Source organism: Herbidospora solisilvae, assembly GCF_009901565.1.
Taxonomy (GTDB): domain Bacteria; phylum Actinomycetota; class Actinomycetes; order Streptosporangiales; family Streptosporangiaceae; genus Herbidospora; species Herbidospora solisilvae.
This window is the reverse complement of the sequence record NZ_WXEW01000013.1, coordinates 78,477-101,765: the sequence shown is the minus strand read 5'-3', so window position 1 is coordinate 101,765 and position 23,289 is coordinate 78,477. Positions and strand designations below refer to the sequence as shown.

25 protein-coding genes and 1 pseudogene are annotated in these 23,289 nt (G+C 71.5%); 11 read left to right on the top strand and 15 right to left on the bottom strand.

Features of this window, described 5'->3' with window-relative positions:
- Positions 1-24: 24 nt before the first annotated feature.
- Positions 25-513 carry a hypothetical protein gene (locus GT755_RS35890; protein ID WP_161484016.1) on the bottom strand — a complete coding sequence of 163 codons (489 nt, stop codon included), beginning with the start codon at positions 511-513 and terminating at the stop codon, positions 25-27.
- A gap of 81 nt (positions 514-594) precedes the next feature.
- Here GT755_RS35890 and GT755_RS35885 point away from each other — a divergent pair, with 81 nt between their 5' ends.
- From GT755_RS35885 to GT755_RS35875, 3 genes are read left to right on the top strand one after another with little or no spacing between them, the layout of a single operon-like run.
- On the top strand, positions 595-885 hold the full coding sequence (locus tag GT755_RS35885) for a hypothetical protein (protein WP_161484015.1): 291 nt from the start codon (positions 595-597) through the stop codon (positions 883-885).
- Positions 886-894: 9 nt separating this feature from the next.
- Positions 895-1,374, top strand: a complete 480-nt coding sequence (locus tag GT755_RS35880) for a GNAT family N-acetyltransferase (protein ID WP_161484014.1) — start codon at positions 895-897, stop codon at positions 1,372-1,374.
- Entirely contained in the window at positions 1,371-2,381 is a 1,011-nt protein-coding gene (locus GT755_RS35875; RefSeq protein ID WP_161484013.1) for a zinc-dependent alcohol dehydrogenase family protein, read from the top strand. Before GT755_RS35880 ends, GT755_RS35875 begins: the two co-directional genes overlap by 4 nt.
- Here GT755_RS35875 and GT755_RS35870 read toward each other — a convergent pair.
- The 4 genes from GT755_RS35870 to GT755_RS35855 are packed head-to-tail and all read right to left on the bottom strand — an operon-like array spanning position 2,371 to position 5,862.
- On the bottom strand, positions 2,371-4,476 hold the full coding sequence (locus tag GT755_RS35870) for a heavy metal translocating P-type ATPase (RefSeq protein WP_161484012.1): 2,106 nt from the start codon (positions 4,474-4,476) through the stop codon (positions 2,371-2,373). The genes GT755_RS35875 and GT755_RS35870 overlap by 11 nt on opposite strands.
- A gap of 1 nt (position 4,477) precedes the next feature.
- Positions 4,478-5,335: a hypothetical protein gene (locus GT755_RS35865; RefSeq protein ID WP_161484124.1), complete on the bottom strand. Its 858-nt coding sequence runs from the start codon at positions 5,333-5,335 to the stop codon at positions 4,478-4,480.
- Positions 5,336-5,340: 5 nt separating this feature from the next.
- Complete coding sequence (locus GT755_RS35860; protein ID WP_062349663.1) at positions 5,341-5,553, bottom strand: heavy-metal-associated domain-containing protein; 213 nt, start codon at positions 5,551-5,553, stop codon at positions 5,341-5,343.
- A 27-nt stretch (positions 5,554-5,580) separates the two neighbouring features.
- On the bottom strand, positions 5,581-5,862 hold the full coding sequence (locus tag GT755_RS35855) for a metal-sensitive transcriptional regulator (protein ID WP_161484011.1): 282 nt from the start codon (positions 5,860-5,862) through the stop codon (positions 5,581-5,583).
- 97 nt (positions 5,863-5,959) lie between these two features.
- Between GT755_RS35855 and GT755_RS35850 the strand changes: the two are divergent.
- Positions 5,960-6,505, top strand: a pseudogene (locus tag GT755_RS35850) (HAD-IC family P-type ATPase); the annotation flags it as partial.
- Here GT755_RS35850 and glgA read toward each other — a convergent pair.
- Positions 6,475-7,656, bottom strand: coding sequence for a glycogen synthase (gene glgA / locus GT755_RS35845; protein ID WP_161484010.1), 1,182 nt, complete (start codon positions 7,654-7,656; stop codon positions 6,475-6,477). The pseudogene GT755_RS35850 and the gene glgA sit on opposite strands and share 31 nt — an antisense overlap.
- 49 nt (positions 7,657-7,705) lie before the next feature.
- On the opposite strand from glgA, the gene glgC reads away from it, so the two are divergent.
- Entirely contained in the window at positions 7,706-8,932 is a 1,227-nt protein-coding gene (gene glgC, locus GT755_RS35840; protein WP_161484009.1) for a glucose-1-phosphate adenylyltransferase, read from the top strand.
- A 54-nt stretch (positions 8,933-8,986) separates the two neighbouring features.
- Here glgC and GT755_RS35835 read toward each other — a convergent pair whose 3' ends face one another.
- On the bottom strand, positions 8,987-10,339 hold the full coding sequence (locus GT755_RS35835) for a DNRLRE domain-containing protein (RefSeq protein WP_161484008.1): 1,353 nt from the start codon (positions 10,337-10,339) through the stop codon (positions 8,987-8,989).
- Between the two features lie 554 nt (positions 10,340-10,893).
- On the opposite strand from GT755_RS35835, the gene GT755_RS35830 reads away from it, so the two are divergent.
- Positions 10,894-11,529 carry a GOLPH3/VPS74 family protein gene (locus GT755_RS35830; RefSeq protein ID WP_161484007.1) on the top strand — a complete coding sequence of 212 codons (636 nt, stop codon included), beginning with the start codon at positions 10,894-10,896 and terminating at the stop codon, positions 11,527-11,529.
- Here GT755_RS35830 and GT755_RS35825 read toward each other — a convergent pair.
- Positions 11,526-12,113: an Rv1733c family protein gene (locus tag GT755_RS35825; RefSeq protein WP_161484006.1), complete on the bottom strand. Its 588-nt coding sequence runs from the start codon at positions 12,111-12,113 to the stop codon at positions 11,526-11,528. The genes GT755_RS35830 and GT755_RS35825 overlap by 4 nt on opposite strands.
- 100 nt (positions 12,114-12,213) lie before the next feature.
- Here GT755_RS35825 and GT755_RS35820 point away from each other — a divergent pair, with 100 nt between their 5' ends.
- Entirely contained in the window at positions 12,214-12,840 is a 627-nt protein-coding gene (locus GT755_RS35820) for a hypothetical protein (RefSeq protein WP_161484005.1), read from the top strand.
- Here GT755_RS35820 and GT755_RS35815 read toward each other — a convergent pair.
- A complete protein-coding gene (locus GT755_RS35815; RefSeq protein ID WP_285582382.1) occupies positions 12,827-13,855 on the bottom strand; it encodes a mechanosensitive ion channel family protein in 1,029 nt (342 codons plus the stop codon). The genes GT755_RS35820 and GT755_RS35815 overlap by 14 nt on opposite strands.
- A gap of 36 nt (positions 13,856-13,891) precedes the next feature.
- On the bottom strand, positions 13,892-14,818 hold the full coding sequence (locus tag GT755_RS40280; RefSeq protein ID WP_161484003.1) for a Bug family tripartite tricarboxylate transporter substrate binding protein: 927 nt from the start codon (positions 14,816-14,818) through the stop codon (positions 13,892-13,894).
- A 129-nt stretch (positions 14,819-14,947) separates the two neighbouring features.
- On the opposite strand from GT755_RS40280, the gene GT755_RS35805 reads away from it, so the two are divergent.
- From GT755_RS35805 to GT755_RS35795, 3 genes are read left to right on the top strand one after another with little or no spacing between them, the layout of a single operon-like run.
- Positions 14,948-15,334, top strand: a complete 387-nt coding sequence (locus tag GT755_RS35805) for a GntR family transcriptional regulator (RefSeq protein ID WP_235968148.1) — start codon at positions 14,948-14,950, stop codon at positions 15,332-15,334.
- A complete protein-coding gene (locus GT755_RS35800) occupies positions 15,331-16,209 on the top strand; it encodes an ABC transporter ATP-binding protein (protein WP_161484001.1) in 879 nt (292 codons plus the stop codon). Before GT755_RS35805 ends, GT755_RS35800 begins: the two co-directional genes overlap by 4 nt.
- Positions 16,206-16,829 carry an ABC transporter permease gene (locus tag GT755_RS35795; protein ID WP_202610929.1) on the top strand — a complete coding sequence of 208 codons (624 nt, stop codon included), beginning with the start codon at positions 16,206-16,208 and terminating at the stop codon, positions 16,827-16,829. The genes GT755_RS35800 and GT755_RS35795 overlap by 4 nt, the downstream gene beginning before the upstream one ends.
- Here GT755_RS35795 and GT755_RS35790 read toward each other — a convergent pair.
- The 3 genes from GT755_RS35790 to GT755_RS35780 form a co-directional block, all read right to left on the bottom strand.
- Complete coding sequence (locus GT755_RS35790) at positions 16,826-17,731, bottom strand: aldo/keto reductase (RefSeq protein ID WP_235968146.1); 906 nt, start codon at positions 17,729-17,731, stop codon at positions 16,826-16,828. The two genes, GT755_RS35795 and GT755_RS35790, sit on opposite strands and share 4 nt — an antisense overlap.
- Positions 17,732-17,765: 34 nt before the next feature.
- On the bottom strand, positions 17,766-19,103 hold the full coding sequence (locus GT755_RS35785; RefSeq protein ID WP_161483999.1) for a GH12 family glycosyl hydrolase domain-containing protein: 1,338 nt from the start codon (positions 19,101-19,103) through the stop codon (positions 17,766-17,768).
- A gap of 82 nt (positions 19,104-19,185) precedes the next feature.
- Positions 19,186-19,719: a TetR/AcrR family transcriptional regulator gene (locus GT755_RS35780; RefSeq protein WP_161483998.1), complete on the bottom strand. Its 534-nt coding sequence runs from the start codon at positions 19,717-19,719 to the stop codon at positions 19,186-19,188.
- An 86-nt stretch (positions 19,720-19,805) separates the two neighbouring features.
- On the opposite strand from GT755_RS35780, the gene GT755_RS35775 reads away from it, so the two are divergent.
- The gene (locus tag GT755_RS35775; RefSeq protein WP_161483997.1) at positions 19,806-21,179 is read left to right on the top strand and encodes an MFS transporter; all 1,374 of its coding nucleotides are present in this window, start codon (positions 19,806-19,808) and stop codon (positions 21,177-21,179) included.
- Here GT755_RS35775 and glmS read toward each other — a convergent pair.
- Positions 21,166-22,983: a glutamine--fructose-6-phosphate transaminase (isomerizing) gene (glmS, locus tag GT755_RS35770; RefSeq protein ID WP_161483996.1), complete on the bottom strand. Its 1,818-nt coding sequence runs from the start codon at positions 22,981-22,983 to the stop codon at positions 21,166-21,168. The two genes, GT755_RS35775 and glmS, sit on opposite strands and share 14 nt — an antisense overlap.
- Positions 22,984-22,988: 5 nt before the next feature.
- Positions 22,989-23,252 carry a hypothetical protein gene (locus tag GT755_RS35765; protein WP_285582401.1) on the bottom strand — a complete coding sequence of 88 codons (264 nt, stop codon included), beginning with the start codon at positions 23,250-23,252 and terminating at the stop codon, positions 22,989-22,991.
- Positions 23,253-23,289: the final 37 nt, after the last annotated feature.

The window sequence follows — 23,289 nt, the reverse complement described above, 5'->3', positions numbered from 1 at the left end:
TCTTCGCACCCCAGGATTAACGGGTCATATCGTGGCGTAAACCACCTTCCACACACCGCCGTAGAGGCACTGGTCGGACACCTTCGTGTGCTTGGCCTCGGAGCAGACCTTGAGCTCGACCAGGGTGGCCTTCTTGTACGTGAAGCTGTAGGACGCCGGCGTCTTGTAGGTGCAGTCGCGGAACGTCTTGTGCGTGAAGGGCTGGGTGCCGCCCTTCTGGTAGGTGATCCGGAAGATCGCGTAGCCGCAGGCGGAGCCCTTGGTCAGGTCGCTGATCCGGCCGCTGACCTTGATGTCGGCGTTCTCGATGACGGCGCCGGGGTTGGTGATCACCCCGGAGACGGAGCCCTTGGTGTAGGCCCGCTTGCCCGAGCTGTAGCGCTCGAACTTCTTGGCGGGGGCCTGCTGGGCGAGGTCGGTCTTGGAGGCGACCGGGGGGTTGTCGGCGAAGGCGGGGGCGGAGGGGACGAGGACGATTGCGAGAGCTGCGACGAGGCCGCCAAGGAGGCGCACGGCTGGTTCCCTTCGGGGGGTTTTCGCGGTTTGTGGTATTACCATCTCGGAATCGCCTTGCACGACGCTTACGATCCGGTTATGAAGGCCCTGAACGCCCGGCGAGTCGCCTGGGAAGCCGCGCGTGTCCTCGTCGAGGCGTCGACGGCGGAGACCTACTGGTGGCTCAGCGACATGGTCAGCCGCTACTTAGGCGTCATGTACCAGCTGAAGCTGGCCGAGACGCGGCTGCGTCTCATGGAGAACGACGAGCTCACCGTCGCCGAGACCGGCACCTGGCGGGCCCGCCTCGACGAGCTGCTCGGCGACCGGCCCGACCTGGCGCCGATGCTGGCCGATCTGACCAGGGAGACCGCCGCCCGGCTTCCCTAGGCTGACCGCATGACCATCCGCGCCGTCCGCCCCGACGACCTCCCGTCGGTCGCCGCCATCTACGAGCACTACGCGCTCACCACCGTCATCACCTTCGACGAGGCCGGGCTCGACCCGGCGGCGTGGGAGGCCAAGGCCGGCACCGGGTGGCCCTTCCTGGTGGCCGAGGTCGGCGGGGTCGTGGCGGGGTTCGGGTACGCGGGGCCGTACCGGCCGAAACCGGCCTATCGCCACACGGTGGAGGATTCCCTCTATATTTCCCCCGAGCACACCGGACGGGGGCTCGGGCGGGCACTGCTGCGCGAGCTGATCGTCCGGTCGAGGGAAGCGGGGGCCAGACAGATGATCGCGGTGATCGCCGACGCGCAGCCCGCGTCGGTGGGCCTGCACGTCGCCGAGGGGTTCACGGAGGCCGGGCGGCTGCGGGACGTGGGGTTCAAACTCGGCCGCTGGGTCGACACGGCCCTCTACCAGAGGACGCTGGCATGAGGGCGGTCGTGTACGACGCCTTCAAGGCGACGCCGCAGGTCCGCGAGGTGCCCGACCCGGTCGCCGGTCCCGGCGAGGTGGTCGTAAGGGTCATGGCCACCGGCCTGTGCCGGAGCGACTGGCACGGATGGCAGGGCCACGACGCCGACATCCAGACCTTCCCGCACGTCCCCGGGCACGAGTTCGCCGGCGTGATCGCCGAGGTCGGGCCGGGCGTCACCGGCTGGGCGGCGGGCGACCGGGTCACCGCGCCGTTCATCCTGGCCTGCGGCGAGTGCGGCGAGTGCCGGTCGGGCAACCAGCAGGTCTGCCCGGCACAGACCCAGCCGGGCTTCTCCCACTGGGGCTCCTACGCCGAGTACGTCGTCGTGCGGAACGCGGCGGTGAACCTCATCGCGCTGCCCGGCGACCTGTCGTTCGGGGCCGCCGCCGCACTCGGCTGCCGGTTCGCGACCGCCTTCCGCGCCGTCGTCCACCAGGGCCGGGTGCGCCCCGGCGAATGGGTTGCCGTGCACGGTTGCGGCGGGGTCGGGCTGTCGGCGGTGATGATCGCGGCGGCGGCCGGGGCGCGGGTGGCCGCGGTCGACGTCCACCCCGACGCCCTGGCGCTGGCCGCCGCGGCCGGGGCCACCGAGACGCTGCCCCCGGGCCGCCTCGACCGGCTGCACCAGGTCACCGGCGGCGGCGCGCACCTGTCGATGGACGCCTTCGGCAGCGCCGCGACCTGCCGGAACTCCATCGCCAGCCTGCGCAGGCGGGGGCGGCACGTGCAGATCGGGCTGCTGCCCGGCGACACCGAGCTCCCGATGGGCCGGGTCATCGCCTGGGAGCTGGAGCTCCTCGGCAGCCACGGCATGCCCGCCCACGCCTATCCCGAGATGCTCGCCCTCATCGAGAACGGCTCGCTGGCGCCCGAACTGCTGATCACCCGGACCCTCTCCCTGGACGAGGCGGCCGACGCGCTCGTCCAGGGCGGGAAACCGGGTGTGACGCTGATCAGCCCTTGAAGCCGCGCAGCCGCAGGCTGTTGGTGACCACGAACACCGACGACAACGCCATCGCGGCCCCGGCGATCATCGGGCTGAGCAGGCCGAGCGCGGCCAGCGGCAGGGCGGCCACGTTGTAGGCGAAGGCCCAGAACAGGTTGCCCTTGATCGTGCGCAGCGTCCGGCGCGACAACCGGATCGCCGCGGCGGCCACCCGCAGGTCGCCCCGCACGAGCGTCAGGTCGGCGGCCTGGATGGCGGCGTCGGTGCCGGTGCCCATGGCCAGCCCGAGGTCGGCCTGGGCCAGCGCGGCGGCGTCGTTGACGCCGTCGCCCACCATGGCGACCACGCGGCCCTCCGCCTGGAGCCGTTTGACGGCCTCGACCTTGCCCGCCGGGAGCACCCCGGCGATGACCTCGTCGATGCCGACCTGATCGGCGATGTCGCGGGCGACCGCCTCGTCGTCACCGGTCAGCAGGACCGGCCGCAGCCCGAGGGCGCGCAGCTCGGTGATCGCCGCGGCCGACGACGGCTTCAGCACGTCGCTGACCGTCATGACGGCGGCCCGCGCGCCGTCGATCGTGACCGTGACGCCCGCCTCGCCCCGGCCGACGGCGACCTCGTGTCCTTCGACGACGCCCCGCACGCCCTCACCGGCCGTCGCGACGAAATCGGTGACCGGCGGGAGGTCGGTGTGGCCCTTGACCAGGGCGCGGGCGATGGGGTGTTCGGAGGCGTGCTCGACGGCGGCGGCCAGGCGGCGGACCTGCTGCTCGTCGAAGCCGTCTTCGGCGCGCACCTCGACCAGCGTCATCCGGCCCTCGGTGACCGTGCCCGTCTTGTCGAGCACGACGGTGTCGACGCGCCGGGTCGACTCCAGGGCCTCCGGGCCCTTGATCAGGATGCCGAGCTGCGCGCCCCGGCCGGTGCCGACCAGCAGCGCGGTCGGGGTGGCCAGGCCCAGGGCGCACGGGCAGGCGATGATCAACACCGCGACGGCGGCGGTGAAGGCCGCCACCGGGCCCGCGACCGGCAACCAGAAGCCGAGCGTCGCCACCGCCAGGGCGATCACGACCGGCACGAACACGCCGGAGATCCGGTCGGCGAGCCGCTGCACGCGGGCCTTGCCGGTCTGGGCCTCCTCGACCATGCGGGCCATCTGGGCCAGCGTGGTGTCGGCCCCGACGCGGGTGGCCCTCACGACCAGCCGCCCGCCGGCGTTGACGGTCGCGCCGGTGACCGCGTCGCCGGCCCGCACCTCGACCGGCATCGACTCGCCGGTCAGCATCGACGCGTCGACCGCCGAGGCGCCCTCGTGGACGACGCCGTCGGTGGCGATCTTCTCGCCGGGCCGGACCACGAACAGGTCGCCCGCCTTGAGCAGCTCGGCCGGGAGCCGGGTCTCCCTGCCCTCGCGCAGCACCGCGACGTCCTTGGCGCCGAGCTCCATCAGGCTGCGCAGGGCGTCTCCGGCGCGGCGCTTGGCGCGGGCCTCGAAGTAGCGCCCGGCCAGCAGGAACGCCGTCACGCCCGCGGCGGTCTCCAGGTAGATGTTGCCCGAGCCGTCGCTGCGCTCGATCGCGAACGAGAAGGGGTGGACCATGCCGGGCTCCCCGGCCGTGCCGAGGAACAGCGCCCAGAGCGACCAGCCGAAGGCGGCCAGGGTGCCCAACGACACCAGCGTGTCCATGGTCGCCGCGCCGTGGCGGAGGTTGGTCCAGGCGGCCTTGTGGAAGGGCCACCCGGCGTAGACGACCACCGGGGCGGCCAGGGTCAGCGAGAGCCACTGCCAGTAGGTGAACTGGAGGGCCGGGATCATGGCCATCGCGATCACGGGGACCGCGAGCACGACGGCGGTGATCAGCCGGTTCCGCAGCGGGTCGCTCTCGGCGGCCTCCGTGGTCTCCTCGGGCAGCGTCGCGCTGTATCCGGCCTTCTCCACCTCTTCGACCAGGGCGCGCACCGACACGCCGGGCGCGAAGACGACGTTGGCCTTCTCGGTGGCGTAGTTGACCGTGGCGGTCACGCCGTCGAGCCGGTTGAGCTTGCGCTCGATCCGGTTGGCGCACGAGGCGCAGGTCATGCCGCCGATGGAGAGCTGGATCAGGTTCGACATGTCATCCCTCCAGCGTGAACGACGCCGTGCGGACGGCGCCGCCGTGGTTGAAGTCGAAGAACAACCGGTAGGCGCCGCCCTCGCGGGGCGCCTGGGCCATGAAGATCAACCCGGTCATCGGGTGGACGTGGAGGTAGGCCAAGTCACCCGCGCGCAGCATCACCAGATGGCCCTGGGCGCCCAGATAGGGCTCCGGGTCGACCTTCTCGCCGTCTTTGGTGACCGCGAGGGAGAGCGGCGAGGGCTGGCCCGGGTTCATCTCGCCCTGGAGCGTGACGGTGTAGCCGTCGACCGTGGACGTCCGGCTCGTCGTGGGGAACGGGTCGGGATCGAAGTCGCCCGGGGCGGTCAGGTCGGCGCCGAGGGTGAGGGCCGGGCCGCCTTCGGGGGCGAAGTCGGCGTACACGCGGTAGGTGCCGGGCTCGGGCAGGGTGAGCGGGGTGGTCCAGGTGCCGTCGGAGGCCAGCTCGGGGTGCAGGTGCTGGAAGCCGCCCAGGTCGCGGGGGGCCACGATCAGGTGGAGCCTCTTCTCGTGGGCGACCTGGTAGGCGGTGACCGGTTTCCCGTCGGGGCCGACCACGTGGAAGGCGAAGTCGTGGCGCTCGCCCGGTTCGAGCGTGGTGGTCTCCGGACGGAGGCGGTAGCCGTCCTGGGAGATCTGCAGGCCGCCCGGCACGCTCGCGGCGGTCTCGCCGGTCTCCTCGTGGGCGTGGCCGCCGTGGGCGGGCTCTTCCTGGTCGCCGGTGGCCGTGTAGTCGGCGTAGCGGCGCGGAAGGTCCTCCTCCTGGGTGACGCCGACCGCATAGGCCCCGCCGAAGACGACGGCGAGGCCCGCGGCGAAGACGCCCAGCCTGGTCATGGCGTTCACGCCGGGCCCACCAAGGTGTAGCCGGCCTCCTCGACGGCGGCCTTGACGGCGCTCTCGTCGACCGGGCTCTCGCTGGTCACGGTCACCGTGCCGGTGGGCACGTCGACCTTGACGTCGTTGACGCCCGCGATGGCGCCGACCTCCTCGGAGACGGAGCTCGCGCAGTGTCCGCAGGTCATGCCGGTGACGGTGTATGCGGTGACGGTCATGGCGGTCTCTCTTTCAGGGTCGAGTCGTCAGGAACGGACGAGCCGGGCGATCGCGTCGGAGGCTTCCTTGATCTTGGCGTCGGCCTCGGGGCCGCCCTTGGCGGTGGCCTCGGCGACGCAGTGGGCCAGGTGCTCTTCGAGGAGCGCGAGGGCGAACGACTGCAGCGCACGGTTGGCGGCCGACACCTGGGTCAGCACGTCGATGCAGTACTTGTCTTCTTCGACCATGCGCTGCAGGCCCCTGACCTGCCCCTCGATCCGGCGGAGCCGCTTCAGATGGTCTTGCTTTCGATCGGTGTAACCGTGCATCGCGACCTCCCCGGGCCTTCGTCCTTGCTAAATAGTACCCCTAGGGGGTAGTGGTATGAAAGATAGCATACCCCCCGGGGGTTTCGACAAGGGAGGGCGCCACGGTTCTGCGCAGGCCGTCCGGGACCTCGAGGCGCGGGGCGCCGAGGTGGTGATGATCACCGGAGACGCCGGGACGGTGGCCGCCTCGGTCGCCCGGGAGCTGGGGATAGCGCGCTACCACGCCGGGGTCCGGCCCGAGGAGAAGGCGGGAGCCGTAAAGGAACCGAAGGACGAAGGACGGCGCGTCGCGATGGTCGGCGACGGGGTGAACGACGCGCCCGCGCCGGCGCGGGCGGACGTCGGGATCGCCATCGGGGCGGGCACCGACGTCGCCGTCGCGTCGGCCGGGGTCATCCTCGCCGGAGACGACCCCCGGGCCGTGTCGTCGGTCATGGAGCTGGCGCGGGCCACCTACCGGAAGATGAAGCAGAACCTCTGGTGGGCGGCGGGTTACAACCTTATTTCGGTCCCCCTGGCGGCCGGGGTGCCGGCGCCGTGGGGGTTCGTGCTGCCGATGTCGGTCGGCGCGATCCTGAGGTCGGCCTCCACGGTCGTGGTGGCCGCCAACGCTCAGCCGCTGCGGCGGCTGAGGCTCTCGTAGAGGTCCCTGGTCCGTTCGGCGATGGCCGGCCAGGAGAACTCCGCCACCGCGCGGGCCCGGCCCGCGCGGCCCATGCGGGCGGCGAGATCGGGGTCGGCGAGCAGCCGGTTCACGTCGGCGGCGATGGCGTGCGCGAAGACCTCCGGGTCGCGCGGCTCGCCGTGCTCGCCCGCCTCGATGGGCACCAGCAGGCCGGTCTCGTCGTGGGCGACCACCTCGGGGATGCCGCCGGTCGCGGTCGCCACGACGGCCGTCTCGCAGGCCATCGCCTCCAGGTTCACGATGCCCATGGGCTCGTAGACCGACGGGCAGACGAAGACGGTCGCGTGGGTGAGGATCTCGATGATCTCCGGGCGCGGGCGCATCTCGGTGATCCAGACGACCCCCTCGCGGGTGGCCTGGAGCTCCTCGACCAGGGCGGTGACCTCGGCGGCGATCTCGGGCGTGTCGGGCGCCCCGGCGCAGAGCACGAGCTGGGCGGCCGGGTCGAAGTCGCGGGCGGCCCGCAGCAGGTGGGTCAGGCCCTTCTGGCGGGTGATCCGGCCGACGAAGACGACGTAGGGCTTGCCGGGGTCGATGCCGTGCCTGGTCAGGGCCTCGGTCGACCGGGCGGGGGCGTACTCGTCGGTGTCGATGCCGTTGTGGATCACGGTGACCCGGTCCGGGTCGATCTCCGGGTAGCAGGTCAGCACGTCGCGGCGCATGCCGCCGGAGACCGCGATGATCGCGTCGGCGGCGGCCAGGGCGGTGCGCTCGGCCCACGACGACAACACGTAGCCGCCCCCGAGCTGCTCGGCCTTCCAGGGGCGGAGCGGTTCGAGGCTGTGGGTGGTGGCGACGTGCGGGATGCCGTAGAGCATCTTGGCGACGTGGCCCGCAAAGTTGGCGTACCAGGTGTGGGAGTGCACGAGGTCGGCCCCGGCGCAGCCCGCCGCCATCTCCAGATCGGTCCCGAGCACCTGGAGCGCGGCGTTCGCCGAGGTCAGGCCGGGTGGGGTGGAGTAGGCGTCGGCGCCCTCGCGGGGCGCGCCGAAGCAGCGGACCCGCGCGTCGAGGAGCCGTCGCAGCTCCCGCGAGAGGTATTCGATGTGCACGCCCGCGCCCCCGTAAACGTCCGGCGGGAACTCACGGCTCAAAAGATCGACACGCATATGCGCAGCCTAGTGTTTGCGACCGTTTTGACGGGTTAAGGTCTGCGTCATGAGGGTCATGGCAATTGTGCTCGCCGGTGGTGAGGGGAAGCGGCTGATGCCGCTGACCGCGGACCGGGCCAAACCGGCGGTGCCGTTCGGCGGCATCTACCGGCTGATCGACTTCGTCCTGTCGAACCTGGCCAACGGGCACTATCTCCAGATCGTGGTCTTGACCCAGTACAAGAACCACAGTCTGGACCGGCACATCTCGCGCACCTGGCGGTTGTCGGCGATGCTCGGCAACTACGTGACGCCGGTGCCCGCCCAGCAGCGGCTGGGGCCGCGCTGGTTCTCGGGGTCGGCCGACGCCCTCTTCCAGAACCTGAACCTGGTCTACGACGAGCTGCCCGACCACGTGATCGTCTTCGGCGCCGACCACATCTACCGGATGGACCCGCGCCAGATGGTCGAGCAGCACATCGACTCGGGCGCCGACGTGACCGTGGCGGCGATCCGCCAGCCGCTGGCGCTGTCCGACCAGTTCGGCGTGATCGAGACCGACCCGACCGGCCGCCGCATCACCGCGTTCCGCGAGAAGCCGAAGGACGCCGTCGGCCTGCCCGACTCCCCCGGCGAGATCTACGCCTCGATGGGCAACTACGTCTTCCGCACCCAGGCCATGATCGAGGCCCTGCGCGAGGACGCCATCGACCCCGCCAGCAAGCACGACCTGGGCGGCAACATCATCCCGATGATGGTCAAGGCCGGCAGCGCCGAGGTGTACGACTTCAAGGACAACAAGGTGCCCGGCTCGACCGAGCGCGACCGGGGCTACTGGCGCGACGTGGGCACGCTCGACGCCTACTACGACGCCCACATGGACCTGATCTCGGCCCACCCGGTCTTCAACCTCTACAACGACCGGTGGCCGATCTACACCGGCCACGACCCGCTGCCCCCGGCCAAGTTCGTGCACAACGACGGCGACCGGGTCGGCCGCGCGGTCGACTCGCTGGTCTCGGCCGGCGTGATCATCTCGGGCGGTCTGGCGCTGCGCTCGGTGCTGTCGCCCGGGGTGATCCTGCACAGCCACGCCCAGGTCGAGGACTCGGTGCTGATGGGCAACGTCAAGGTGGGCCGGGGCGCGATCGTGCGCCGCGCCATCGTCGACAAGAACGTCGTCATCCCCGACGGCGCCCGCATCGGCTTCGACCTCGAAGAGGACCGCGAGCGGTTCGCGGTGACCAACGACGGGGTCGTGGTGATCGGCAAGAACGAGATCATCGACCGCTGACGCGCCGTTCCCCGGCGTCGCCCGGCCTTGGGCGACGCCGGGGCTCCGGGCCGTCTACATGTCGAGGGTGAGCTTCTGCCATTCCGACCAGCCCGACTGGAACGGCCCGCCGTAGGCGCCCACCCGCCAGCGGACCTGCAGGCCGCCCTCCACGAGGCCGTCGGGCACGGTCACCACCGCCTGGCCGCCCGAGGGAACGTCCAGGACGGTCTTCTCCCAGATCAGGCCGGTTCCCTGTAGTGGCGCGTCCGGGTCGTAGGCCATCTGGAACACCACCCGCGTGGAGTCGAGGAGCGGGTGCGTCACCGTGGCCCGCAGTTCGGGGGTCAGGCCCATGCTCACCGTCGAGTACTCGCTCTCGTACGACGGGACGACCTGGCGGGCGGTGATCTGGGCGACGTCGGCGGCCACGGTGCCGGGGTTCCACGCCGACCAGGCGGAGACCGTGCCCGCCGTCAGGTTGTGGGCGCGGACCCGCCAGCGGATACGCCAGCCGTCCTCCAGCAGCCCTGAGGGCACCACCACCGACGGCCTGCCGAAGCTGGACACCGGGGCGGAGGTGGCGGTCCAGATCTGCCCGCCGCCCTGACCTGGGGCGGCGGGATCGTGCTCGACCTCGAACTCGGCGGTCAGGCTGCCGCCGGCGGGGTCGGCCACCTGCGACTGGATGCGGGGCGTCAGCCCCGCCACCCAGGTGTCGGGGCCGTCCTCATGAGTCGCGATGGACGACGCTCGGGTGTACGGAGCGGAGGGCACGTCCATGGTGACCGTGAGCACGGGCACGACGTCGAGCGGGTTGATCCACGAGGAGAAGGTCCAGAGACCGTCATCGGTGCTTTCGTCCGGGGACTGGAGCACCAGGCCGTGGTTCTCCGCTCCGGCGGCCCAGGCGTTGACGATGTCCGTGACCGGCCACTCCACCTTGTCGGGGTGGACCGCGCACTGCTGGGTGACCCCCTTGGTGGCGATCTGGGCGCCTTCGCCGGTCGAGGCGGGCTTGTTGCCCCAATGGAGGAAGTCGTCGGACCAGGGTTCGGTGACGCGGCGCACCTGGACGCCCTCCCCGACCTCGGGGCCGCAGGCCGGCGCGTCCAGCCCGGTGAGCCGCAGGGTGGCCGACCGGATGACGCCCTGCGGCAGATAGGACATGTCGAACCGGAGATAGCTCCGGGCCGTCACACCGTCCTTGGTGCCCGACAGGAGGGTCTCGTCGAGCCACGACGCGGGGGACTGCTTGTCGTGCGCGGAGGTGACGGGGATGGTGGTCCGCTGCAGGAGATCCTGCACGACGACGAGCGTCGGCACGTCGGCCGAGGCGGTGGACGGGACGGCGGCCGGCCCGGCCGCCGTCACGACGGCGGTCATCAGGGACAGGGCCCTCCTGCGCAGCAGGGGCGGCACGGACATCATCGAATTCCCTCGGACGTGGAGATGATCACGAAGGGACGTTAACAAATCATCCGGCAAATCGAAATATTGACAATTTCGATATGACTTTTGATATGACCGACAAAATCCGCCCATTGCCGACAAAGACCGTCTATTCATCACCCAGACCGCTCTCCCGCCATGAGGACAGGTCACTGACCTGGGCGGCAGCCAGCCGGAATGAAATGCCGCCGCACTCTTCCGGTGACGTTCTTCCGAAACCGAGACGGGCATTCTGTTGACGGCCGGTGCCCGCCGGGTGGCCTCAGCCGGAAATCGCCCTGAAGGATAATCCGTTCCGTCCATCCGCAAGATCGCGGACCGGGATATGGACCCGTACTGCCCGTGGCGGGCCGGCCCCGACGACGTCCGCCCACACGTCGGTCGATGGCCACCGTCAGCCGGCCCGCACCTGGATCCGCAGGCCCACGAAGACAACCCGGTCACCTCTCCGGCCTCAACGGCCCGTGAAGGCGGGTCGAGGAGCGCCTGAACCCCGCCACGCGCGGCCGGCCGGACGTCAGACTTGAGCCATGGACCTGCTGTTAGCGGAAGAGCTCCTCCTGCTCGCCTACAAGTCCAACGGCTCGCCTCTCGTCGAGCTGGAGAGCCTGGACTACCTGCTCAGCGCGGCCGTGCTCGCCGAGCTGGCCGTCCGGGGGCGACTGGTGTTCCGGGACGGCCGCCTGGAGGTGACCGACCCCACGCCGGTGGAGGAGGACGAGCTCGACCGGACGCTCGGACGGCTGGCGGCCTTCGAGGAGGCGCCGGGGTTCGGCGACTTCTGGACCGCGATGTACACGCCCGACCGGCGGGCGCGGCTGCTGCGCAGACTCGCCGAGCGGGGTGCGATCACCCATGAGAGACGCCGCCTGCTCAAGCTGATCAGGTACGAGGTGTTCCCCGAGGCGGATGCCGCCCTGCGGACGTCGGTCCGCGAACGGGTGCGTGACGTGCTGGGCGGCGCGGAGCCCGACGCGCGCACGGTGGCGCTCATCTCACTGGGCCACGCCGGCAAGGTGATCCAGAGGGCGTTCCCCGGCACCGGCCGCAAGCGGGCCGCCGAGATCGCGGCGCGGGACCCGATCGGGGTCACCGTGGCGGCGGCGTTCAAGGCCGCCGTCTCCGAGCACATCGCCAAGGTCGCGACCGGAGGGGCGGCCTCCTAGCGCCCGTTGATGCGCCAGGTCGGCTCGACGACCGTCCAGGCGTCGGCCCACTCCCGGCGGACGCGGCGCCACACCAGCATCCGGGTCACGCCCAGCAGGGCGCAGCTCGCCACGATCATGGCCAGCGGCACCCCGGTGCCCACGGTCAGCGCGGCGACGACGGTGGTCTCCCGGTCGCGTGGGCGCTGCACGGGCTCGCCCTTGGCGTCGGTGTAGATCGTGATCTTCTGGCCCTTCACCGACAACACCGGGGCCTGGACCAGCCCTTGGTGATCTCTGCCGTCGGAGCCCTTCCAGGCGGCCATGACGGTCGCGGTGGCCGGGCCGTTCACGGTCGCGTGCACGCGCGCGTCGTCGAGCAGCGTCGCCTCGGTGGCGTGCCGGGCACGTGCCTGTTCTTGCTCTGCGCGCACCCCCTCGCCGTAGGCCTTCATGCCCAGCATCAGCCCGCACACCACGGCGGCGAGCGTGACGAGGACGACCAGCCGGCGGACCGCCGCCTCGACGCGGTCGCACGGGCGGCGCAACGGGTTCCGGTCGAATCCCAGCCAGCGCCGGAACCGGACCAGAGGATTTGCAGCCATCTCCCCACCTCTAGGGATCCCTACCACTTCACATCCGGTTTATGCCTATTTCCGGACATGTGACCTGGGAGTTCGGCCGCCGGGCGTTACGCTCGGGGGCGTGCGTTCAGCCCTCATCGCGCTCTCGGCCCTGCTCTTACTCGCGGCCTGCACCAAGCCGGTGCCCAAGCCCATCCCCGGCACCGAGGTGCCCGAGGGTTTCCACCGTGTCGGCGGGGTGGCCACCGGCGTCTCGATCGGCGTGCCGACCGCCTGGAAGGTCGTCGACCTGTCGAAGTCGGGCTTCGAGGAGCAGCTCGCGGCCACCGGCCTCACCGGCGCGGCCCTCGACCAGGCCAGGCAGGGCCTGAAGGCCCTGCAGAGCGCCAAGGCGGTGTACGCCCTCGACCCCGCCAGCCAGAAGGAGTCGAAGCAGGGCTTCGTCACCAACCTCAACGGCTTCTGCCAGCCCAGTGTGGGCGGCTCCAACGAGGCCCTCCAGCAGCAGGCCGAGCAGCAGCTCGCGACCGTCGGCGCCACGGTCTCCGACGCGGGCGTGGTCAAGATCGGGCCCGCCCAGGGGGTGCGCATCCGCTACACCCTGAAGATGCCGGCCGGGCCGGTCCAGGGCACCCAGTACTACGCCCATTCGGGCAAGGGCACGACCTGCGTGGTGACCCTGACGACCGACCTGCCCGGCAAGGAGACCCTGTTCGAGCAGATCGGCTCGACGATCAGGCCTCTGTGACCCGCAGCCGCGGCAGGCTCTCCGGGTAGTTCTCCCTGATCCAGGTGACCAGGTGTTCCCGCACGTCGCACCGCAGGTCCCAGGCGCTGGCCGAGTCGGCGGCCGACATGAGGGCGCGCACCTCGACCAGGCCGCCCGGGGTGATGTCGGTGACCTGGAGGGTCCAGTCCTTCTGGTCCCAGAGCGGGTTGTCCTTGATCGCCCGGTGCAGCTCGGCGCGCAGCTCGGGGATCGGCACCGTCCAGTCGACGCGGAGGAAGACGGTGCCGAGGATCCGGCTCTCGTGCCGGGTCCAGTTCTCGAACGGGTTGTTGGCGAAGTGGGAGACGGGCAGGATCAGCCGCCGCTCGTCCCAGAGCCGCAGCGACACGTAGGTGAGGGTGAGCTCCTCGACCCGCCCCCACTCGCCCTGCACCACCACGACGTCGTCGAGCCTTATGGCGTCGGAGAAGGCGAGCTGGAGCCCGGCCAGCAGGTTCCCCAGGGTCGACTGGGCCGCGATCCCGACCAGCACCCCGGCGATGCCCGCCGACGCGAGCAGCCCCGCTCCCAGCGCTCTGACCTGCGGGAAGGTGAACAACATGGCGCCCAGGGCGAGCACGATCACGACGGCGGCGCAGACCCGCCGCACCAGCTCGATCTGGGTCCTGATCCGACGCGCCCGCCGGTTGGCGTCTCCCTCGACGCGCACCAGCCGTTCGAGCACGACGTCGGTCACCGCGTAGGCGGTCTGGATGACGAGCCAGGTGGCGCAGAAGATCAGCGCGATGGTGGTCAGGTGGCCGACCCAGCCTTCGGCCTCGGGCGGGATCAGGCCCCGGTCGTAGACGGCGGCGGCGGTGGCGAGCGCGGCGGTCACGAACCCGGGCCAGGTGCAGCGCCGGACCAGCGGCCCGGCCAGGGCCCAGCGTTCCCCGACGAGCCGTGAGCGCAGGATGCGGCGGACCAGCTCGACCGCGATGAGGGCGGCGAGCACGGCGATGGCGAGGGAGATCCAGTTCCATGCTTCCGTCACGGACTGAGACCACCACATTTAGGGCTTTTTGTCAGATTATTGCTTGAGGCCCAGGTCAGTGAGGACGTCGCGGGCGCGCGTCGACTCGACGCGGAGCCAGTCGTCGAAGTCGGGGCCGTCGAGGTAGAGCTGCGCCCAGCCGTGGCGGCGGCAGGTGGCCGACCACTCGGCCGAGGCGCCGACGCCCCGGCAGACGTCGAGCAGGTGGTCGCGGTCGTCCTCCCGAAGGGACTCGGAGGCCAGCAGGCCGCGCCAGTCGGCGTGGACGAGGCGTACCCCCGACTCCATGAGGGTCGGCGCGTCGACCTCCGGCAGGCGCTCGGGCGACGAGACGGCGAGGGCCCGGACGCGGCCCGCGCGGATCTGCGGCGCGAACCGGGCGACCCCGCCGACCCCGGCGGCGACGCGGCCGTCGAGGAGCGCGCCGAGGAGGCCGTCCTTCTCCGGGAAGGCGGCGTAGTCGACCAGGCGCGCGTCGGCCCCCAGGCCCTTGGCGAGCAGGCCGCACAGGACGTGGTCGGCCCCTCCGTGGGCCCCGCCGCCCATCAGCACCGAGCCGGGGTGCTTGCGCAGGGCGGCGGCCAGCCCGTCGAAGTCGCGCAGGCGGGAGCCCATCGGGGCGAGGACCACCGACCACTCCCCGGCCATCCGGGCGAGCGGGGCGGTGCCCGCCGTGTTGACCAGCGCCGGCCCGGCGACCAGCAGCCGGCCGCGGCTCGCCCCCTGGGCGAAGTCCTTGATCGACGTCCTGTCGCCGTCGCAGGTGGTGACGACGGCGGCGCGGGCCAGTCCGCGCCGGGTGACGACCCTCCGCAGCTCCTGGGCGAAGAGGTCGTCGTGGCCGCCCACGACGGCCGGCACGACCAGGGAGAGCGGCACGCCCAGTGGACGTGGGTCAGCCCCGCAGCCGGCGGCCAATGCGGCGAGCCCGGCTCCCCACAGGAGGAACTCCCGACGCCGCACTCCGCCCTCCCCTCGGTCGTACACGTTGAGCATATGACTAGTTACATGGAGTTATGTCACCGGGGTCCGGGTTGACGGCGGGGCTCTCCATCAATTAACTAATGCATTAGTGGAATCATGGGAGCGACGTTGATCGAGTTCTCTCTCGACAAGAGGTCGGGCGTGGCGACGTACATGCAGATCGTGCAGCAGGTCGAACAGGCCATGCGGCTCGGCCGGCTGACCCCCGGCGACCGGCTGCCGACGGCGGCCGAGGTGGTGGGCCGGCTGGCGATCAACCCCAACACGGTGCTGCGGGCCTACCGCGAGCTGGAGTCCCGGGGGCTGGTCGAACCCCGTCCGGGCCTCGGGACGTTCGTGCGGCGGTCGCTGGCCCGGCCGCGTGACCCCGTGCTGGAGCAGCGGCTGGCGGCGTGGGTGCGCGAGGCGCGGGCGGCGGGCCTCGGGCCCGACGACATCCGGGCCCTGGTCGAGTCGGCCCTGGCCGGCGGGCTGGCCGGGGAGGCGACGGCATGAGCGGGGTGCCCGCTCTGGAGGTGACCGGGGCCGGTCTGCGGTACGGCCGGACCTGGGCCCTAAGGGGCTGTTTCGCCAGTGTGCCGCAGGGACGGGTGGCCGCGCTCGTCGGGCCGAACGGAGCCGGCAAGTCGTCGCTGATGCGGCTGGCCGTCGGGCTGCGCAGGGCGGACGAGGGCGAGGTGCGGGTCTTCGGGCAGCCGCCGCGGGGCGCGAACCTGCCCCGGGTGGCCTTCGTCGCGCAGGACAAGCCGCTCTACCCCGAGCTCACCGTCGCCGAGACGATCAGGGCCGGGGCCGGGCTGAACCCCCGCTTCGACGTCCAGGGCGCGCGGAGGCGGCTCGACGACCTGGGCGTCCCGCGGCGCAAGCGCATCCGCCAGTTGTCCGGGGGCCAGCGGGCCCAGGTCGCGATCACGCTGGCCGTCGCCAAACGGGCCGACCTCGTCGTCCTCGACGAGCCGCTCGCCAACCTCGATCCGCTCGCCCGCCACGAGGTCATGGAGGGTCTCATGTCCGCCGTCGCCGAGCGGGGGCTCACCGTGCTGCTCTCCTCCCACGTCGTCGCCGAGCTCGCCGAGGTCTGCGACCATCTGATCCTGGTCTCCCGGGGACGGGTGCAGGTCGCGGGCGACATCGAGGAGCTGGTGTCCGCGCACCGGTTGCTGGTGGGCCCGTCCGGTACGACCCCCGCCGGCTCCTACGACGTCATCGGCAGAAGCGACACCGAACGGCAGACGACCCTGCTGGCCAGGGTGCGGGGGCCCGTCCACGACCCCCGCTGGACCACCCGCGAACTCTCCCTGGAGGACATGGTGCTCGGCTACCTGCGTGCCCCCGAGGCCGTCCTGGCTCCCCGGCCGGTGGCGCTGTGACCTGGCTCGCGATCAGGCTGCACCGCGTCCGCATGGTCAGCATGGCCCTGGTGGTCGTGTTGTGGGCCGGGTTCGTCGCCGCCGAACGGCTCTATCCGGGCATCAGGGGCATCTCGGCCGGCCTGTTCCCCTACCTTCCCCTGGTCATGGGGGTGTTCCTGGGAGCGCCGTTGCTCTCGCGCGAGTACGAACGCGGCACCCACCAGTTCGCCTGGACCCAGTCGATCAGCCGCAGCCGCTGGCTGGCCCCCCAGATCGGCACCGCGGCCGTCCTCGCCCTCACCACAACGGGGCTGGTCACCGCGCTGATCTGGTGGTCGCTGAGCGACCTTCCGCCGGAGCTGACCGGCGTGCTGCCCTTCACCTGGGCGCTCTTCGCGCTGGCCCTCGGCGCCTTCTGGAGCGCCGTCACCCGGCGGACCACCGTCGCGATGGGGTCGGCGTTCTTCGGCGTCGCCGCCTGCCAGCTGATGGCCGAGGGGCTGCGCAACCGGGCCGCCCGCGAGCTCGGCTGGTCGTCCGCCGCGCTGGGCGCGGCGGAGGCCGCGATCACGGCCGGGCTCGCGGGCGTGCTCGTCGCGGGCGCGTGGTGGTTCGTCACGCGCCGCGACCCGGGCTAGACGTCCAGCGCGGCCAGCTCCGCCGCCCCGAGCCGCGGCGGGTCGAGCAGCTCGTCGAGCTGGGCGACCGTGGAGGGCCCGATGATGGGGCTGACCCCCTTGGCGAGCAGCCAGGCCAGCACCACCTGGTTCCGGGTCGCCCCGAGACCCTCGGCCACCTGGGCGAGCGCGGCGAGCCTCCGCGTGGTGTCCGGGTGGTCGTAGGCCTCGGGGAAGGGGCGCTCCGGACGTACATAGGAACCCGAGATGAGCGGCGTGTACGCCCACAGGTCGAGGCCTTCCGAGGCCACGTAGTCGAGGGTCTCGTCGGTCACCCACGCGAAGCGGTGGTTGACGCCCTCGACCCGGGTCCAGGGCCGGGGGGTCAGGTACGAGTAGCGCAACTGCAGCGCCGAATAGGGGGCGCCCAGGGCGCGGGCGCGCTCGACCCGCCACGTGGGGTGGTTGGAGACGCCGACACGGCCGGTGAGACCGTCGGCGACCAGGCCCGCGAGCGCCCCGGCCGTCTCCTCAAGGGGGACCGACCGGTCTTCCATGTGGGTCCAGAACAGGTCCACGTGGTCGATCCCGAGGCGGCCGAGGCTCAGCGTGAGCGCCTCCTTGAGGGCCGGGGCCGACAGGCCCTCGCGGCTGGCGGGCCACTCCCCCGGGCCGACCGGCTCGGCCCCGGCCTTGGTGGCCAGGGTCAGCCGGTCACGCAGGCCCGGACGGGCGGCCAGCCAGCGGCCCAGGAGCCGCTCGCTCTGGCCGCCCCGGCCGCCCGGGTCGTTCCAGAAGGCGTAGCAGTTCGCGGTGTCGATCACCGTGCCACCGGCGTCGACGAAGCGGTCGAGCAGCGCGAACGACGTGCGTTCGTCGGTCAGGGTGCCGAAGTTCATGGCCCCGAGCACGAGAGAGGTCATGACCTGAACCATGAACCCTGGAGTGCACTCCAGGTCAAACCTGCGTGCATCCGGGGATGGACGGTACCCCGCTGCTGCCCGGCCGAGCGGCCTGGAAGCCGAAGTTGGTGCTCTGGCCCGAGCTCAGGCTGGCGTTGTAGCCCATGCCGGTGATCGTCACGTTCGACCCGCTGACCGAGACCTGCGAACTCCAGCTCGACGTGATCTGGTGACCCGAGGGCAGCGTGAACGGCAGCGACCAGTTCGACGCCGGGCCGTTCAGCGTGAACTGGGCGACGTAGCCGCCACCCCACTGGTCGAACCTGACGGTGCAACTGCCGCCCGTGCCACCGCCCTGCGTGGTCAGCGAGACCGTGTTCGACTGGCCCGACACGTTCCCGGCCGCGTCGTAGGCGGTCACGTAGAACTGGTAGGTGGTCGAGGCGGCCAGGCCCGTCGCGGCGTAGGAGGTCGAGGTCGAGGTCGCGACCTGGCTGAACGACCCGCTGGTGCCCTGCCGGCGGAAGATCCGGTAGCCCGCGACGCCCACGTTGTCGGACGAGGCGTTCCACGACAGGTTCGTGCCGCTCGCCGTCAGGTTCGAGGGCGCGCTCGGCGCGGTGGTGTCGGTGGGGTTCTGGCCGCCGCTGGTGGTGTACGTGAAGTTGTTCAGCGTCAGCCCGGCGCCGCCCACCCACGGCTCGAACCCGGCCTGCACGCTGGTCAGATACCAGGAGCGCTGCGCGTAGCCACGGTTGACCGCGTCGCTGTAGAAGGTGTTCACGGCGAAGTCGATCGAGGAGGCGGCGGAGGTCCGGACGTACGAGATGACGTTCCAGCCGATGTTGCCGAACCAGACCTGCCAGGTCCCCCCGGCCAGGTTCACGGTGCCGACCTGGCTGCCGACCGGCTGGACGGAGCCCCGGTGGTTGAGCCAGATCATGATCTCCGCGCCGGTGTTCTGGCCGTCGGTGCGCGGGGTCGGGTCGAACCAGATGTCGTAGGCGGCGTCCCACGTCCCGGTCGACGGGTAGCTCATGCTGACGCTGGTCCGGACGTTGCCGAAGTTGCCCGAGCTGGCCTGCATGGGCAGGTTGCTGCCGGTCGAGCAGTTGGCGTAGTGGCACCCGGCGTAGATCGCCGGGTAGGAGGCCGGGGCGCCGTTGGTGGCGTTGTTGTGGTTGGCCGACTGGATGGTGAAGCCACCGGCCTGGTTGACGTCGATGCACTGGGAGGTGCTGGCGCCCCACACGTTGTTGATCACAACGTAGCGGCCCGACTGGACGGTCGTGGAACCGTACTTCTCACAGATCACGGGTGCGGCCTGCGCGGGGGTGACGCCGAAGAGCACGAACCCGCCGAGCAGCGCCGCCACGAGGGCGATGCGTCTCATGTCACGGACGCTAGGACGGGCCGGGGAAGCCTCCTACGAAAGTTCGCAACGTAACGCGGTTACCTGCGAAAACGCCTGAAACTTACACCAGCACGCCTTCGAGGAACAGGTCGAGCAGGCGCTCCTGCCGGACCGGGTCGCTCTCGCACGCCCACGCGATGCCGTGGACGATCGTCGCCAGGTCGGCCTGGGTGAGGTCGGGCCGCACCGCGCCGGTCTCCTTCGCCCTCCCGAGCAGGTCGTGGGAGACCGAGAAGAGGGCCTCGCACTGTCCGTGCAGGGGCGACTCGGGGTTGTTGACCGCCACGGCGAGCTCGGCGGTGAGCCCCCGGGTGGCGGTGATGTGGTGGAGCTGGGCCAGCAGCCACTCGCGCAGCGCACGGCCGGGGTCGTCGCAGGTCAGGTCGCGCGCGGTGGCCGCCATCGCCTCGAAGCGGTCGCGGAGCACGGCCAGGATCAGGTCCTGCCGGGTCGGGAAGTGGCGGTAGAGCGTGCCGACGCCGACGCCGGCGGCCTTGGCGATGTCTTCGAGCGACGCCTCGGTGCCCTTCTCGCCGAAGGCCGCCCCGGCCTCGGTCAGCAGGCGCTCGTAGTTGCGGCGCGCGTCGGCCCTCACGACAACTCCCTTGCGTAAGCGGAGGCAGCCTCCGTATATTTACCGGAGTCGGCCTCCGATTATTTTATCGCCTGAAGGGCCTCCCCATGAACCCTCGCCAGCGCGTCACGCTGCTCGTCATCGCCCTCGCCCAGCTCATGCTGATCCTCGACGGCACGATCGTGACCGTCGCCCTCCCCGGTATCCAGGAGGAACTCGGTTTCAGCCCCGGAGGCCTGTCGTGGGTGATGAACGCCTACATGCTGGCCTTCGGCGGCCTGCTGCTGCTCGGCGGCCGGGCCGGCGACATCCTGGGCCGCCGCCGCGCCCTGACGGCCGGGGTGCTGATCTTCACCCTGGCCTCGCTCCTCGGCGGTTTCGCCCCCGGCCCCGAGGCCATGATCGCCTCCCGGGTGCTCCAGGGCGTCGGGGGCGCCCTGGCCGGACCGGCCGGCCTGGCCCTGATCACCGGCAACTTCCCGCAGGGCCCGCTGCGCGACCGGGCCATCGCCGTGTTCACCTCGGTCGGCGCGGCGGGGGCCGCGATCGGGCTGCTCGCGGGCGGGGTACTGACCGACCTGGTGTCGTGGCGGTGGGTCATGTTCGTGAACGTCCCGATCGGCCTGGCCATCCTGGCGCTGACCCCGGTCTTCGTCCGCGAGACCGACCGGGTCCCCGGCCGCTTCGACCTCGCCGGAGCCGTGACCGCCACGACGGGCTCCTCCGGCCTCGTGTACGGGCTGGTCCGCGCCTCCGAACGGGGCTGGGACGACGGGTGGGCGCTGGCGTCCCTGCTCGGCGGCGTGTTGCTGCTGACGCTGTTCGTCCAGGTCGAGCGGCGAGCCGCGCAACCGGTCATGCCCCTGGGCCTGTTCGCCGAGCGCTCCCGGGTGGCCGGCTACGCGGCGATGCTGCTGCTCCCGGCCGCGATGATGGGGACGTTCTTCTTCCTCACCCAGTTCGTCCAGCTCGAACTCGGCTACTCCCCCATGCAGGCGGGCCTGGCCTTCCTCCCGCTGGCGCTGACCATCCTGGCGCTGTCGCAGCTGGCGGGCCGGATCCTGCGGGTGGTCCGGCCGCACACCGCCGCCCTCGTGGGCATGCTGCTGATCCCGGTCGGCCTGGTGTGGTTGTCGCGCATCGACGCGACGACCTCCTACTTCCCGGGCGTCTTCGTGCCGCTGGTGATCATGGGCGTGGGCGCGGCGGCGGCCCTGGTCGTGATGAGCATGCGCATCATCAACGGCGTCCGGGGCGACGACGCGGGCGCGGCCTCCGGGCTGCTCCAGGCGATGCAGCAGACGGGCGGGTCGCTGGGGCTGGCGGTGCTGGTGACCGTCCACGCGTCGGCGGGCCTGACGGCGACGTTCCTGACGGCGGCGGGCTTCTCCCTGCTGTCGCTGCTGATCGTGACCGTCCTCCGGCCCCGGCAGGCGACGCCGGAGCCGGAGAACGCGGCCACCGCGGTCACTCGACGGTGACGCTCTTGGCCAGGTTGCGGGGGCGGTCGACGTCGCGGCCCAGGGCCACCGCCGCGTGGTAGGCGAAGAGCTGGAGCGGGATCGACAGCAGGATCGGGTCGAGCTCGTTCTGGTTCTTCGGCACGATGACGCAGTCGTCGGCCTGGTCGGTCTCGCGGTGGCCGACCATCAGGATGCGGCCGCTGCGGGCGCGGATCTCGCCCAGGGTGGTGAGGTTCTTGTCGAGCATCTCGTCGTCGGGCACGATCGCCACGGTCGGCATCTCGGGGCCGATGAGGGCCAGCGGGCCGTGCTTGAGCTCGCTGGCCGGGTAGGCCTCGGCGTGGACGTAGGAGACCTCTTTGAGCTTCTGCGCGCCCTCACGGGCGACCGGGTAGCCGCGGACCCGGCCGATGAACATCATCCCGGCCGACGTCGCGTACTTGTGGGCCAGCTCGCGGATGTGCTCCTCCTGGGTGAGGATCTCCTTGATCTGCTCGGGCAGGGCACGCAGGCCCTCGCAGATGCGGCGGCCGTCGGCGGGCGACAGGTCCCGCACCCGGCCCAGGTGCAGGGCCAGCAGGGCGAAGGCCGCCGCCGTGGAGGTGAAGGCCTTGGTCGAGGCGACCGAGACCTCGGGGCCGGCGTGCAGGTAGACGCCGCCGTCGCACTCGCGGGCGATGGCCGAGCCGACCGTGTTCACGATGCCGAGGACGCGGCCGCCCTTGCGCTTGAGCTCCTGGACGGCCGCCAGGGTGTCGTAGGTCTCGCCCGACTGGCTGATGGCGACGTACAGGGTGTCGGCCTCGACGACGGGGCTGCGGTAGCGGAACTCGGAGGCCGGTTCGGCGTCGGCGGGGATGCGGGCGAGCTCCTCGATGAGCTGGGCGCCGATCTGGCCCGAGTAGTAGGCCGAACCGCAGCCGATGATCTTGACCCGGCGGAACGAGCGGGTCTCGCGGGCGTCCATGTTCAGGCCGCCCAGGTGGGCGACGTGGAACCGGTCGTCGAGCCGGCCGCGCAGGGTGCGGGCGATCGTGTCGGGCTGCTCGGAGATCTCCTTGAGCAGGTAGTGCTCGTAGCCGCCGGTGTCGTAGTGGCCGGTGTCCCAGTCGACCGTCAGCGGCTGCTTGGCGGTCTCGCGGGCGTCGCCGCCGAAGGTGTGGAAGCCGTCGGCCTTCAGCACGGCCAGCTCGCCGTCCTCCAGGTGGACGACCTGGCGCGTGTAGCGGACCAGCGCGGCGACGTCGGAGGCGGCGAACATCTCCTTCTCGCCGATGCCCAGCACGATCGGGCTGCCCAGCCGGGCCACCACGACCTCGCCGGGGCGCTGCGCGTCGACCACGGCGATGCCGTAGGTGCCGACGACGCTCTTCAGCGCCCGGCGCACCGCGTCCTCAAGGGTGTCGGTCTCCTCGACGGCGCGGGCGATCAGGTGGGAGAGCACCTCGGAGTCGGTCTCGCTGAGGAACTTGACGCCCTCGCCCTCCAGCCGCTGCCGCAGCGCGTCGGCGTTCTCGATGATCCCGTTGTGGACGACCGCGATGCGCTCGTCGCTCGACAGGTGGGGGTGGGCGTTCACGTCGCTCGGCACGCCGTGGGTGGCCCAGCGGGTGTGCCCGATGCCGGTCGCGCCCTTGAAGCGGGCCGGCACCGCCGCCGCCAGGTCGGCCACGCGGCCCTTGACCTTGCGGGTCTTCAGCGCCCTCGACGCGACGACGGCGACGCCCGCGGAGTCGTAGCCGCGGTATTCGAGCCTCTGGAGCCCCTCCAGCAAGATGGGCGCGGCGTCCTTGGGCCCGACGTAGGCCACGATTCCGCACATAGAGTTCACCCTCCGTAGATGATCCGGCGGAGCTGGCGCTGTGACAGCTCCGGTGCCGCGACCCGGCGCGCGGGCAGCTCTGCGGCCACCCGGCGGAAGATCTCGTCGTTGCCGAGCCCGCGTGCCCGCATTTCGGCATGCCTACGCCTGACGAAGGCCTCGGCCGTCTCGCCGAAATAGCTGAGCACGTCGGCGACCACCCGCGCCGCCTCACCCGGGCCGAGCGAGGTCGTCCGCATGAGGTGGGCGATGAGGTCGTCGTACGGCACAGAGATGGACCTTACGGAGGAGGAACCGGGAATACCA